This is a genomic window from Nostoc sp. UHCC 0252, from assembly GCF_034931145.1.
Lineage (GTDB): Bacteria > Cyanobacteriota > Cyanobacteriia > Cyanobacteriales > Nostocaceae > Nostoc.
Genome location: NZ_JAYGHE010000025.1, coordinates 1 through 14376 on the forward strand (window position 1 = coordinate 1; position 14376 = coordinate 14376).

The 14376-nt window shown below is 42.9% G+C and carries 12 protein-coding genes and 1 pseudogene; 4 read left to right on the plus strand and 9 right to left on the minus strand.

Annotation, left to right across the window (positions count from 1 at the left end; all coding sequences use genetic code 11):
- Positions 1-206: 206 nt before the first annotated feature.
- The 9 genes and pseudogenes from VB732_RS15840 to VB732_RS15875 form a co-directional block, all read right to left on the minus strand.
- Positions 207-1835 carry a mucoidy inhibitor MuiA family protein gene (locus VB732_RS15840; RefSeq protein WP_323231829.1) on the minus strand — a complete coding sequence of 543 codons (1629 nt, stop codon included), beginning with the start codon at positions 1833-1835 and terminating at the stop codon, positions 207-209.
- Between the two features lie 98 nt (positions 1836-1933).
- Positions 1934-2872, minus strand: coding sequence for a LysR family transcriptional regulator (locus tag VB732_RS15845; RefSeq protein ID WP_323231830.1), 939 nt, complete (start codon positions 2870-2872; stop codon positions 1934-1936).
- Positions 2873-3116: 244 nt separating this feature from the next.
- Positions 3117-3914 carry a BMC domain-containing protein gene (locus VB732_RS15850; RefSeq protein WP_323231831.1) on the minus strand — a complete coding sequence of 266 codons (798 nt, stop codon included), beginning with the start codon at positions 3912-3914 and terminating at the stop codon, positions 3117-3119.
- Positions 3915-3970: 56 nt separating this feature from the next.
- On the minus strand, positions 3971-4741 hold the full coding sequence (locus VB732_RS15855) for a transferase (RefSeq protein ID WP_323231832.1): 771 nt from the start codon (positions 4739-4741) through the stop codon (positions 3971-3973).
- A 176-nt stretch (positions 4742-4917) separates the two neighbouring features.
- The gene (locus tag VB732_RS35990) at positions 4918-5175 is read right to left on the minus strand and encodes a ribulose bisphosphate carboxylase small subunit (RefSeq protein WP_416235754.1); all 258 of its coding nucleotides are present in this window, start codon (positions 5173-5175) and stop codon (positions 4918-4920) included.
- A 90-nt stretch (positions 5176-5265) separates the two neighbouring features.
- Positions 5266-6930, minus strand: a pseudogene (locus VB732_RS15860) (ribulose bisphosphate carboxylase small subunit); the annotation flags it as partial.
- Positions 6931-7007: 77 nt separating this feature from the next.
- On the minus strand, positions 7008-7310 hold the full coding sequence (locus tag VB732_RS15865) for a EutN/CcmL family microcompartment protein (RefSeq protein ID WP_265270762.1): 303 nt from the start codon (positions 7308-7310) through the stop codon (positions 7008-7010).
- A 6-nt stretch (positions 7311-7316) separates the two neighbouring features.
- A complete protein-coding gene (locus tag VB732_RS15870; protein WP_010995041.1) occupies positions 7317-7661 on the minus strand; it encodes a carbon dioxide-concentrating mechanism protein CcmK in 345 nt (114 codons plus the stop codon).
- A 92-nt stretch (positions 7662-7753) separates the two neighbouring features.
- Entirely contained in the window at positions 7754-8062 is a 309-nt protein-coding gene (locus VB732_RS15875; RefSeq protein WP_012410633.1) for a carbon dioxide-concentrating mechanism protein CcmK, read from the minus strand.
- 658 nt (positions 8063-8720) lie between these two features.
- Here VB732_RS15875 and VB732_RS15880 point away from each other — a divergent pair.
- The 4 genes from VB732_RS15880 to VB732_RS15895 all read left to right on the plus strand — a co-directional run bounded on the left by VB732_RS15880 (position 8721) and on the right by VB732_RS15895 (position 14355).
- A complete protein-coding gene (locus VB732_RS15880; protein ID WP_323231834.1) occupies positions 8721-10577 on the plus strand; it encodes an NAD(P)H-quinone oxidoreductase subunit F in 1857 nt (618 codons plus the stop codon).
- 106 nt (positions 10578-10683) lie between these two features.
- Positions 10684-12189, plus strand: a complete 1506-nt coding sequence (locus VB732_RS15885; protein ID WP_323231835.1) for an NADH-quinone oxidoreductase subunit M — start codon at positions 10684-10686, stop codon at positions 12187-12189.
- 154 nt (positions 12190-12343) lie between these two features.
- On the plus strand, positions 12344-13474 hold the full coding sequence (locus tag VB732_RS15890) for a CO2 hydration protein (RefSeq protein ID WP_323231836.1): 1131 nt from the start codon (positions 12344-12346) through the stop codon (positions 13472-13474).
- Positions 13475-13500: 26 nt separating this feature from the next.
- Positions 13501-14355 carry an oxygenase MpaB family protein gene (locus VB732_RS15895; RefSeq protein ID WP_323231837.1) on the plus strand — a complete coding sequence of 285 codons (855 nt, stop codon included), beginning with the start codon at positions 13501-13503 and terminating at the stop codon, positions 14353-14355.
- The last annotated feature ends 21 nt before the right edge of the window (positions 14356-14376 follow it).

The window sequence follows — 14376 nt, forward strand, 5'->3', positions numbered from 1 at the left end:
AAAGTATTTCTGTAGTTTTTCTTCCTTAGTACGTTGCTTGATAGCTTCCAGTATTTGATCTTTTTTGTCACTACTACTTAGTTCAGAAGCAGAGATTTCTATGAACAGAAGATATGCTTCAATCTGATTCTTTAGATTCTTCCAATTCTCGATCATGCTTGTTGATATTTAGTTTTTTAAATCAAAATCCTTGTTAGTGATGTTGTTTAAATATCTAACCCAACAACCATTAACTCAGGCGGATGTTCAACATTAAACTGGTAATATATCTCTCTTTTTTCCTGTGCTGGAAGAGTTAACTGCCATTCTAAAATTCCCATTTCACCAAGTTGAATTTGTGGGTTGCTACGGCTGAGGCGCACTTTAATTTGCTCGTTGCGACTAACTGGCAATTGTTCAGTTACTTTCAGATTTACTTCTTTGTCGAGTAAGTTAGTAATTATCAACCGATAACTATAAGTAATCCGTCGCTGGTTGCTAATTAATCTTTTGTCTACCAGACGTTCAACTAATTCGCGCTCAATTTTTAAACCTTCATCAATCCCTAAATTCAGTTCAAATTCTTGCCCTGGTGCAATATTCTCTAATTGAGTTGTTCCGATAAAAACATTGTTGCTGAAAATATTTGCTTTCCCTGGTAACAAAGTCGCACCATTGGGATTATTTTTCACATTCGCTTGTAAATAAGCAAAACTTACCAAACGCGGCATTGCCACATAATCAAAGTTACAAGGATAATCGTCATTAAAAATTGTCGTCTTATGGGGTGCGCCATCACTGGGAATGTTACCGCCACCATTCAATTTAAAGGTAACTACACTACCTTCTTTGGAAACTTCTGCTGTAACAGTTTCTGCTTGGATAAGAACATCCTCTGAAACTTCGTCTTCTTCTTGCCAATCTGCTCTAGCAGCAGCAGGCGGTTCTGCTATGCTAGGCAGCAGTGGCGGCTGGGCACCAAATCGTCGTTGTCGTAACATTTGTGGACGTGGCGCATCAATATACCAGGGTTCAAGTTTAGGTGGGAGAGTACCTAATCCCGGTTTAGCGGTAGAAAGGGTGAGATTTGCACCAATCCAATCTTCGCCACTACTTTGAGTGATTTCTGCAAGGTAGCCCAGATGCACAATATCGCTGGTAGTGTTAAAGCGCAAGTCATAAAGCGGAGTCCAACTGGCGCGATTTACTATGTAAGACACCTCTAATTCAAATTCGCCTTCACCTGCAACTTCAACTCCTACAACTATGCTCAAACTCTCTTTAGGATGGGGCGTTTGGATTTTTTGCAATGAGGCGCGGAGTACTTGTAGTTCTTTGTCTAATTCCTGCTGTTGGGTTTTGCACTCTCCAGATGCGATCGCATATTCACCATACTGGCTTCCGAGAAAATTCAAAAAATCCAAAGTTTCGCTCAGGCTAAGATTTTTCCGAGACAAACTTTGTGCAAAAGGTTCCTCTGTTTTCTCGCGTAAACCGGCGATAAAACTAGACTGCAATGCTAAAGCATCCACTTGGGCTTGTAGGTGCCGTTTTTCTGCTTCTAACTGCTCAATTTGCCTTGTCAAATGTGCGACTCGCTCCGCTACAGGTTCAGTGGTGTAGATACGATCGCTACTCACTCCCATCAAACGCACTGCCACTGTCCCTGTACCGCTAACCCTGACAGACTCAGTTTCTAGAGTCTCTGATAGTGGTGTAATTACTAATTCCTGCTCATTTCCTGTTAAATTAACTACGCCTCGTCGGGTAACTAATGCTCTGTCAGCATAAACTGTAACAGCTACAATCTCGCTTTGTACTGTTTTGCGCCAAGATGGTATTTCCGGGTTAACCATTGCCAGTTTTCCCCCATTTTTAATTGATTCTGCTGGTTAATTGTCAATGGTTCCCGTCTAACAGTCAACCCCTTTGGGTAATTCGTAATTCGTAATTACTAGTTAAGTGGTTCAAGCGTATTAGAAGTAGTATCAGCTTTTTGATCTACAAAATTCCTTGCCGCAGCCAGGAGATAGTCATAATAGGCACGAGCGACAATAGATAACTGCTTGCCTGCGGGGTAAACCATGTACCAATGTCGCTGAATGGGGAAGTGTTGGACATCTAAAATGCTAAAATCTGAAGCGTCTAATAGTAAAGTATGACGAGATAAAACCGAAATTCCTAAACCACCTGCGATCGCTTGTTTAATTGCTTCGTTACTTCCCAATTCAAGTTTGACTTTTACTGTCACCCCTTGTTCTTCAAATAGACTTTGGACGGCGCGACGAGTTCCTGAACCTGGTTCTCGCATAATAAAAGGTTCGTTAGACAGGCGTTGAATCGGAATATTCTTTTCCTTGGCTAACGGATGATTAATTGGTGCAAAGACTATTAAAGGGTTTTCTAAAAATGGTTCGCAAGTCACATCCATATTGTCTGGAACTTGACTCATAATATACAAGTCGTCCAGATTCTGACTCATCCGTTCCAAAATTTGCTCGTGATTCGTTACTTGGAGAGAGATATCAATCCCTGGATAAAGTTCGCAAAACGGCCCTAACAAACGTGGAATAAAATATTTTGCTGTTGTAATCACTGCCAAGCGTAATTGTCCCTGTTTTAGCCCTTTTAAATCTGCCACCTTCATTTCATACTGGGCTATATTTTCAAAAATCTGCCGACAAGTGGCAAATAATTCTCGTCCTGCTTCGGTGAGATACAACCGCTTTCCCACTTGCTCAAATAATGGCAACCCTACCGATTTTGTGAGTTGCTTAATTTGCATAGAAACGGTAGGTTGGGTGAGAAACAATTCCTCAGCAGCCCGCGTAAAGCTACTGTGCCGTGCCGCCGCCTCGAATACCTTTAATTGGTGCAGCGTCGCTTGCTTCAAAGGTGGTTCTCCTCTATATAGCTATCCATCGATATAAAACTAGTATTACTGAAACAGTTGCAAATGCTATAGCAATACCAATAGATATTTACGAGTTTTATTATAGATAAAACTCTATAACTTCTATTATAATAAAGGTATTTTATTTATGGATTTAAGAAGCTATTATCAAAACAACAAGAAAAGCGTAAGATCCCTTTCACTTCTTCCTGATGAATGATGATTTTCCCAAATTCATCTGTCATCATTCATCATTCCATACTTCTTCTACAACTTCTGCAATTTTTGTCGGTAGCTTGGTTAAATCTGGTAATCTTAACACCTCAATTTCGGCAACTTGTTCTTTAATGTTTACTGGCAAGTTTAAAGGCTGCTGTGTTTCTATCCAGCAGCTTGCTAATGGCAAGGTTTGCTCCATTTCGTCTAGTGGCCGGGGAATTACCATCACTGCATTTAATTCTCCAATGCGTTCTGCTTCAAACATTCCTGCTTCCACTGCTACCGCTACATTTGCTACGGAACCACGAATAATTGCTGTACACAAACCCCCACCAATTTTTTCGTAGGCTGCTAAATGAACATCAGCAGCTTTGAGCATGGCATCACACGCGCCTACCATCGCCGGAAATCCTCGGGTTTCTACCAAACCAATTGCTTGATTACTCAGACGGCTAGAATTACCCTCTTCCATCAATTTAGTAAAACGGGTTGTGATGGGAAGTACTATATCTAGGTTGGGATAAGGTCGGGGAATTACCAAGCTAGAAACCAACTGGCCAAACTGTTCAGCCGTTTGCACACCCGATTCTACAGCCAGACGCACGTCAGCAATCCCACCCCGCACGATCGCAGTACAATAACCGCCACCTATTTTTTCATACCCAACTAGGTGAACTCCTGCTGATTTCAGCATCATATCCGCCGTCCCAACTATTGCCGGAAAGCTGCGGGTAGAAACTAAACCTAAAGCAGTATCCTGGAAGGTCTCTCGATGACTCGTTCCTTCGATGGATTTCATAGACCGTTGATTAGATGTTTCCATTTGAACTTTCCCAGATAATCACAAAGCCGACAACTTACAATTAACACTTACTCGGACTAATCGTCATTTGGGTCGCTCAAGGATTGTCTATGAGGAAACAATGTAGTCAACAGTCTGTTTATGCTCCCTTGTCCATAAATCTGAGTCCCGAAACCGTTAGGGGATTCTGTAGTTAGCTGATTGGGGTCTGAGTCATGTTTTGTAGACTCTTGGACAGGTTCTTGCAAAGGGGGTTCAGCATCCTTGGCTGGTTCCTGCACGGGAGGAGGCTGGCTTTCAGGAGTGGCGGGAGATTTAAAGTAAGAAATCGACTTATTTTGTTTGAAATCCACAAAAGCCGCAGCTGAGAAGTTAGTTGAGGAAACTACCTTTTCCTTAACTCCACCTGAGCCATTTTCTTCTTCCTTCTGCGGTGGCGCACTTGTAGCCGTAGGGTTACTCGTGGATGGTTCCGGCTGCTTTGTTTGAGCAATTTGCCGACTGGTGTCTCCTAAAATCGATCCAGGTGGAACTACTTGTCCAGGTTCAACTGAATAGTTAAAAACTGTTGTTGCTGAACCAATGCAAGCATTTGCTCCAATTTTGCCCTTGCCAACCATCAAAAAACCGGCTCCCAGGTTTGCCCCTACTTCTACCTCTAGGGTTCCTTCATGGACTTGGAGAATGGCTCCCATACCAATACAGACCCCTGGCCCAATGATGATCTTGCTGTTTTCAGCAGCTTGAAGGATCACCCCAGGTGCAAGTACTGCGCTTGGATGAATAGTCACCTCACCACTAATGTAAGAATCAAAGTTATTGCTGAGGCGCAGTGACAGCACAGACATGAAAATTTTAACCTCGGAAGCCGGAATGGGGATGAGGAGTAGGGGAGGCAGGGGAGGCATGGGGGCAGGGGGCAGGGGGACAGAAAGGACAAAGAGGAGAATTATTCAAGTTTCTTCCTTGTCTCCTATGTCTCTTACCAATTCCCCATTCCCCATTCCCTATTCCCCAGTACCTACTATGGTCTTTGGATGATCGTTTCTAATACCCGACGCTTGGCTTTGGGGTCAATACCAATTAAGCGCACATATTCCCCTTGGTATTCGCCAAGGTGTCCTTCGACGGCTGCGATCGCTTCTCTTTCTGAGGAGGCTTGAATCTGACCGATACTAGTCCAAGAACCTGTACGGAAACGCCGTTGGTCTACGTGTTCAAGGCTAATTTTAGAGCCGCCAGCCAATAATTGCCGGAGTTGGTCTACAACTTCACTACTCAAGCGGGTACTGGTAGCTGTTGCTGTAGCAGTAGCAGAAGGCGCACTGCTAGTAAATGATTTCTGGCTGCCAGAGGAGGCTACTTGACCATTTGGACGTTGGATAATTGTTTCTAATACCCGACGCTTGGCTTTGGGGTCAATACCAATTAAGCGTACATATTCCCCTTGGTATTCGCCAAGGTGTCCTTCTATCGCTGCGATCGCTTCTCTTTCGGAGGAGGCTTGAATTTGACCGGTACTAGTCCAAGAACCAGTACGGAACCGTCGTTCGTCTACGTGTTCAAGGCTAACCTTATACCCACCAGCCAATAATTGCCGGAGTTGGTCTACAACTTCAGTACTTAAACGGTTACTGGTAGCTGTTGCTGTCGCACTTCCATAACCTCCACTGCTGCTAGTGAATGATGATTTCTGGCTACCAGAGGAGGCTACTTGACCATTTGGACGTTGGATAATTGTTTCTAATACCCGCCGTTTGGCTTTGGTATCAATGCCGATTAAACGCACATACTCACCTTGATGGCTTTCTATACATTCTTCCAAGCCAGAAATTACTTGATTTATGGAACTTGCTTCAATTGGCTTGCAGCTAGTCCAAGAACCAGTACGGAAACGGCGCTCGTCTACGTGTTCCATACCAATTTTGTAACCACCTGCCAACAGTTGGCGGATTTGCTCTACAGTTTCACCATTGACTTTGCCACTGCTAGAGCCGTTCCCGTTACCATTACCATTGCTGCTGTAGCTGCCATTGCTATGACTACTAGCCGGAGCCTTAAAATTGGTAGCTGGTTTAAAATCACCATCCGGGCGTTGGATGATGCTTTCTAACACACGTCGTCTATCTTTGTCAATACCAAATAGGCGGACATACTCGCCGCTATGGTCACTTACACAGCTTTCTAATGCTGCGATCGCTTCACCGATGGATCTCGGTTCAATTGGTTGGCAACTAGTCCAAGAACCCGTGCGGAACCGTCTCTGGTCTACGTGTTCTGTACCAATCTTATACCCTTGTTCCAATAGATAGCGCAACTGCTCTATTGTTTCTGCACCCAAGCTATTGCTCGCCACTTCACTACTCCTTTCCAACTCTAAAACAGTAATACCATTACCTGTATAAGATTTAGCGTTCTCATCCCGAATGGGTGCTATACATTTGCTATCCGCAGCACAAAGATAACCAGCTCGTAGCGCCTGATTAATCCCAACCACATGATGAGCAAATTCCTTATCTTGATCTTGCACATCTGGCAAGCGATCAGCTTGCTGCTGGCTAGTAATTACCGCTCCCGAAGGTACATATTTACCTGCGGGAATTTCTACGTCTTGAATCAAAGCGTGCATCATCACGATGCAACCTGCACCCACCCTGGCATTAAACACTGTAGAGCGAAAGCCAATGAAGGAATTATCGCCTACATAAGCTGGCCCGTGAATTAGAGCCATGTGGGTAATGCAAGCATTTTTACCTACCCATACCGAGTATTTTTCTTGGTCATCGCCAATTACTCGACCTTGCTCTAACCCATGAATGACTACACCATCTTGAATATTGGTGTTTTCACCAAGATAAAAAGGTGTGCCTTCATCCGCTCTAATCGTAGTCCCCGGAGCAACGATTACATTTGCACCTATTCGTACATCCCCAATCAGATTGGAGAATGAATGTACAAAAGCAGTTTTATGGATGTCGGGTTCAGCTAAATTCCTTGACCACGGAGTTGGGGGTGCTGCCGTGCTGCGGACTGCCATTGCGAGATTCCTCCTATATTGTCATTCGTCCTTTGTCATTCGTCCTTTTCTAATGACTAATGACTAATGACCAATGACTATCGATATTGATCTTTTTTACTGTAAATCATGCGATCTTCAACATAAATTGTATCTATGATCGCCACTACCACTGCATCTAGTGGTCGCTGTTCGTTGCCAATAACTTGACGAGCAACACTACCACGACTGACAAGTACCCATTCATCGACACCTGCTCCCACACTATCTGCTGCTACCTCATATTGTGGGAGGATGTTTCCTTCTTCATCTACAAATTGTAACAACAGTAGTTTCACACCTCTAAGACTTGGATCTTTTTGGGTGCTAACTACTGTGCCGCGAACTTTAGCGACTTGCATTAAAAATTACGGTCTTCTACCGAAAGGACGAATTGCGTTGACATTTTCCCGGAATTGCTCTACGTCTTCTGTATAACGAATTGGTAGGACATATTCTAAGTTTTCGTGAGGACGAGCAATGATGTGAGTAGACAGCACTTGTCCACCATTGACTCGCTTCACTGATTCAACACCTGCGGCTACGGAAGCTTGCACTTCCGAAACGTCACCCCGGACAATTACGGTAACTCGACCACTGCCGATTTTTTCATAGCCGACTAGAGTCACACGAGCAGCTTTCACCATCGCATCAGCAGCTTCCACTACTGCTGGAAAGCCCAGCGTTTCAACCATTCCCACTGCAATTGACATTAGTTTTAATCCCTTTTTTATTGTTTTTAGACTTTGGACAAAAGTGATGCTCAAAAAAGCAAAAAGCTTTAATTACTTTTTTTAAACAGCTTTTAGGTACGGAACTGTTCCACAGCTTCGGTGTAACGAATCGGCAAGACGTATTCCAGGTTTTCGTGAGGACGAGCAATGATGTGAGTGGACAACACTTCACCACCAAATACTCTTTTCGCCGCTTCAACCCCAGCAGCTACAGAAGCTTGCACTTCCGATACATCTCCCCGAACTATCACGGTGACGCGAGCGCTACCAATTTTTTCATACCCTACTAAGGTGACACGGGCGGCTTTCACCATCGCATCAGCAGCTTCCACAACTGCTGGAAAGCCTTTCGTTTCAATCATTCCAACTGCAATTGGCATCGCAGAACTCCTACAAAATTAATGCAATCTGTACTGTCGTTTGAATTTTTTGACGGGGAGAGCCTGATCTTATAGCTAAGAAAACACTTCCAAATTAAGCATAGGAAAGCTTGGCGTTCCTGGCAATATAAATCACTATAATAGTTTATGATAAGAAAGTTTTAAAAAACTTAACAAATATTTATCCGGGCATTCTGAGCAATTAAAGTTTACTGATTACTTGAGCAGCCACTTATGCTTTATAATTTTTTTATCACATTGACAAAACGGCATTCATAACCAAGGCTAATTCTATCTAGTGAGAACAAGCGGCGGCTGTATGTTTTGCTGTATCTATCTTTTTTATGATTTTGCGGTATGCACAACGAGTAGGTAAAAAGTATATAATATTTTCATATATATCGTATAAATTACTCTGCTCAAAGTAGAAATACAAATGTAAAAACAGAGTCAAGGTTAAGGTAAGTAAATGCTTTTGCGTATGTAAAGTTATATTTTATAGAAGTTTGGTAGGGTAAAGTAAAGTAAAAATACTTTTGATAATTTAGCTTAAACAATAGTAAAAAAATATTGATATTTTACTAAATTAATGTTTTTAAATAAATAATTGTCGAAAAGATTTTTTAAAATAAAGGTTGAGTCTTCAAGGTAAATTTAAATGGATCAATTTCTATTTTTAACAAGTTGGTTTGTGCCTTTATATAGCTTATTAGGCGCAATTTTGACGTTGCCCTGGGGAATAGGAATAATTCAAAGAACAGGGCCAAGACCTGCGGCATATATCAATTTGTTGACAACTGTTTTGGCTTTTATCCATAGTCTGTTTGTATTTAAAAATATCTGGGATAGAGAACCAGAAACGCTATTAGTACCGTGGTTCAAAGCTGCTGATTTAGACTTATCTTTTACCTTGGAACTCTCAGCAGTCAGCATTGGCGCAATAGTTTTAATCACAGGTTTAAGCTTACTGGCACAAGTTTACGCTCTGGGTTACATGGAAAAAGACTGGTCGCTGGCGCGTTTTTTTGCGCTGCTAGGGTTTTTTGAAGCAGCGTTGAGTGGTCTAGCAATCAGTGATTCTTTGTTTCTCAGCTATGCCCTTTTAGAAGTTTTGACGCTTTCAACTTACTTGCTGGTGGGTTTTTGGTATGCTCAACCGCTAGTAGTAACGGCAGCGCGAGATGCATTTTGGACTAAACGGGTAGGAGACTTGTTGTTGCTGATGGCTACGGTGACGCTTTCCAACTTAGCTGGTAGTTTAAACTTTTCGGATTTATATGAGTGGGCGCAAACAGCTAATTTAAGTCCAGTGACATCAACATTGCTGGGGTTGGCGTTAATTGCTGGGCCGGCTGGAAAATGTGCCCAATTTCCCCTGCACCTGTGGTTAGATGAGGCGATGGAAGGGCCCAACCCAGCTTCGGTAATGCGAAATTCGCTGGTAGTAGCTGGAGGTGCTTATTTACTATATAAATTTCAACCATTGTTAGCGCTGTCGCCAGTTGCCTTGAATGCCTTGGTAATTATGGGTACGGTAACGGCAATTGGGGCGACATTAGTATCTATAGCTCAAATTGACATTAAGCGATCGCTATCTCATTCCACCAGTGCATACATGGGGTTAGTGTTTTTGGCGGTGGGGTTACAGCAAGGGGGTGTAGCTTTGATGTTGCTGTTAACTCATGCGATCGCTAAAGCATTATTATTTATGAGTTCCGGTTCAGTGATCTTAACTACCCAAAGCCAAGACTTGACCGAAATGGGCGGACTTTGGTCACGGATGCCAGCCACCACCACCGCCTTTATTGTCGGTTCGGCGGGGATGGTAACGCTGCTACCATTGGGAGGCTTCTGGGCAATGCTAGGATGGGCTGATGGTTTCGTGAATATTAGCCCTTGGGTGATTGGGGTTTTATTGTTGGTCAATGGCTTGACAGCATTGAACTTAACTAGAGTATTCAGACTAGTCTTCTGGGGTAAACCGCAACAAAAAACCCGACGCACGCCAGAAGTCGGTTGGCAAATGGCCTTCCCGATGGTGACTCTGACAGTATTGACTCTGCTTTTGCCTTTGATGTTACAGCAATGGTACTTACTACCAGATTGGCAAAGTATTAATTGGTATGTAGCATTAGCGTTGTTTGCTTCTACTGTGCTGGGAGTAGTTGTCGGTTCTACAGTTTATCTGCACAAAGCTTGGTCACGATCCAGATTTTTGGCGTGGAGATTTGTGCAAGACTTATTAGGTTATGATTTTTATATTGACCGAGTTTATCGCGTAACGGTGGTGAGTGCAGTCGCGCTGCTGTCTAAAATTTCTGCTTGGAGCGATCGCTATTTAGTTGATGGTCTAGTAAACTTGGTTGGGTTTGCGACAATTTTTGGTGGACAAACTTTAAAGTACAGCATTTCTGGGCAATCTCAGGGCTATATGTTGACCATCCTAGCAGTTGTCAGCGTCCTAGCTTTCTTCATCGGCTGGTCATCGGGTTTACTAGATAAATTGCCTTTCTAAAGATATTGTCATTGGTCATTTGTCATTTGTGATGTCATTTGTGATTGGGTAAGAGTTTTTTCCCATTCCAATTCCCCATTCCCCATTCCCGATTTCATACCTGCTTATGCTTAGTGTTTTAATTCTAGTGCCGTTAATCGGCGCAGCTTTAATTGGTTTCTCGCCTTCTGGCATCAGTGGAAAATTTGCCCGTGGGGTGGCTTTGGTCTTTGCCAGTATCGCTTTATTGTGGACAATCGTACTAGCAATTCAGTTCCATCCAGGGGAAATAACTCAACAGTTTTCTGAGTCTATTCTTTGGATAGATGTCTTAGGCTTAAACTATAACCTGGGAATCGATGGTTTGTCTTTGCCATTGCTGGTTTTGAATGGATTGTTAACTTGCATTGCCATCTACAGCAGTGATGAATCCCTTCAGCGTCCTAAGTTTTATTACTCTTTGATTCTATTATTAAGCGCTGGGGTAACTGGAGCTTTTCTGGCACAAGACTTACTGTTATTTTTCCTATTTTACGAATTGGAACTGATTCCGCTATATCTATTGATAGCTATTTGGGGTGGGGAAAAGCGAGGTTATGCGGCTACCAAATTTCTTATTTATACCGCCGTTTCAGGAATCTTGATTTTAGCAAGCTTCCTCGGCATGGTTTGGCTTAGTGGTTCCTCTAACTTTGCACTCGCAACCTTAAACACTACAACTTTACCTTTAACGACACAGCTTTTACTGCTCGTGGGGATTTTGGTCGGTTTCGGGATTAAAATTCCTTTAGTTCCCTTCCATACTTGGTTGCCAGATGCTCACGTTGAAGCTTCCACACCAATTTCTGTGCTGTTGGCTGGAGTGTTGTTGAAGTTGGGAACCTACGGCTTACTGCGGTTTGGTATGAACTTATTACCAGAAGCTTGGGCTTATGTGGCTCCTTGGTTAGCGACTTGGGCAGTAGTAAGTGTATTGTATGGTGCATCCTGCGCGATCGCTCAAACCGATATGAAAAAGATGGTAGCATACAGTTCCATCGGACACATGGGCTATGTGCTGTTAGCGGCAGCGACGGCTACACCATTAAGCGTCTTAGGTGCTGTCATGCAAATGATCAGCCACGGCTTGATTTCCGCCATGCTGTTTTTGCTGGTAGGGGTTGTGTATAAAAAAGCCGGAAGCCGAGATTTAGAAGTTCTCCAAGGATTGCTGAACCCAGAACGGGGTATGCCCGTGATTGGCAGCCTAATGGTTTTAGGAGTTATGGCCAGCGCTGGGATACCGGGAATGGTCGGGTTTATTTCCGAATTCATCATTTTTCGGGCCAGTTTCGCAGTTTTTCCAGTGCAAACCCTACTATCAATGATTGGTACAGGTTTGACTGCGGTCTACTTCCTGATACTCCTCAACCGTGCCTTTTTTGGCCGCTTGTCTGCACAAGTTACTAACTTACCACGTGTGTATTGGAGCGATCGCATCCCAGCTGCAATTTTAGCTGTGCTGATTGTGATTTTTGGCATTCAACCCGCTTGGTTAGCACGCTGGACTGAACCAACAATTACAGCAATGGTGAATAACCAAAACGTAGTAGTAGCGGTGTCCTTGGAGAAAGCAATGGGGACTGGGGATTAGGGAATGGGGACTGGGGACTGGGGACTAGGAATTAAGGACTAGGGAAGATTTTTCTGAATACATAATACCCAATGTCTAATCCCTAGTAACCAAAACCCAATACCCAGTACCCAATCCCCAGTACCCGGTCCCTATACTTTTTGGAGAGATAGCAATGGTAACTATTAAAAAGAAAGCGGCTCACAATCCCTTAGCTGAGTATATTGAACGTCTGCAAAAAGGGCAAGCATTAGTCCCCGACACTCCAGACAATGTACTGGAAGTTGTTGGTATTCTTAAAAGCTATGGCGTAGTTTTAGATGCCTACTCAAAAAATCTTAACTATATTGCCGAACATCAGTTTTTAATATTTTTCCCATTTTTTAAATACTTTAATGGAGAGGTTTCTTTTCAGAAATTATTCCGTCATTGGTGGCACGATCGCATTAATTTTGAATATGCCGAATATTGTATGAAAGCCATGATGTGGCACGGTGGCGGCGGACTAGATACGTATTTAGATACCACAGAATTTAAAGAAAGAGCGCGAGCCGTTATTGCCGCAAAATTTAAAAATAATCCCTTAATTTCGGGTATTGAACAACTGTTTCCAGATTTCTTAACAGAACAATTGCGCGTCTCTGCTTACTACACGGGTTTAGGTCAATTCTGGCGAGTCATGGCCGATATTTTCCTCAGCTTATCGGATCTTTACGATAAAGGCAAAATAAAATCGATTCCCGAAGTTGTAGAACATATTAAAGCAGGGTTAGTGGCAAATGCATTAAACCCAATTACATACGCCGTCAAAATTCGGGGTGAAGTATATGAAATCATTCCTAAAAGCGTTGGTTTAACCTTCTTAGCAGATACAGCAATACCTTATGTAGAAGCAGTATTCTTCCGGGGAACTCCTTTCCACGGCACAGTTTCATACAACGCCCAAGGTTATCAAATTCCCCCAGATCAAACGCGATTTGAATACGGCGCATTGTATGCAGATCCTTTACCCATCGGCGGCGCAGGTATTCCTCCCACATTATTGATGCAAGATATGCGTCATTACCTTCCAGAATATTTGCATGAAATTTATCGTCGCAGCCTTCGGGGTGAAGATGATTTGCGGGTGCAAATTTGCATAAGTTTCCAAAAATCAATGTTTTGTGTGACTACGGCAACAATTTTGGGACTGATGCCTTATCCTTTGGATACTAAAGATCCAAATGAGGAGAAAGGTAATCGAATTTATTTAGAGAAGTGGATGAGGCGATTAGAAACTTCGCGGTTGTTGGATGTGAATAAATAACTGAATTGAATACAGAGAAATTTCAGATGCTTCTGAATCGTTATAAAAATCTTCATTTGATTCAGCAACTTCACCCAGTACAAGATCATTGCCAGATTTATCATTTGATGAATGGCTATGAGTTTCCTTGGGATATGACGCGATCGCTCGAAGTAGCTTTGATGCGAACTTATTGCGTTCCTAGTATTTCTAAATTACTGAATCATACAGGAGAATTTACCCATTGTCCGCAAAAACGCTACGATGACACGTCAATAATTGTTGGAGAGATGATTAAGTGGGGCTATGATAGCGATCGCGGCAAACAAGCCCTGCAACGCATGAATGCACTCCACGGACGCTTCAAGATTGACAACGACAATTTCCTGTATGTACTTTCAACTTTCATTTTCGAGCCTATCCGTTGGAATGCACGTTTTGGTTGGCGGCTGATGTGCGAACAAGAAAAATTAGCCTCCTTTTACTTCTGGCGAGAAGTAGGTAAGCAAATGCAAATTCAGAATATCCCTGAAACCTACGAAGAATTGGAACGCTATAACCTTAACTACGAACGCCAAAACTTTCATTATTCAGATACAAATCGTCGGGTTGGGGAAGCTACACGCGATTTATTTTTGAGTTGGTTTCCTTGGTGGATGCGTTCTTCCATCAAACCAGGTATCTATGCTTTAATGGATGACACCATGCTCGATGCCTTTGGTTTTCCCTATCCTTCGCCATTGCTGCGATCGGCTATGGTAAATCTACTAAAAATCCGAGCCAAATTAATCCGGTTATTCCCACCTCGGAATCACCCTAATTTTTATGTTGACTCTTCTATCCCCAGCTATCCCACTGGTTATGAAATTGCAAATGTGGGACCACCGGAAAATTTTAATTAAAGCTAGGCTCCGGTTCTTCAG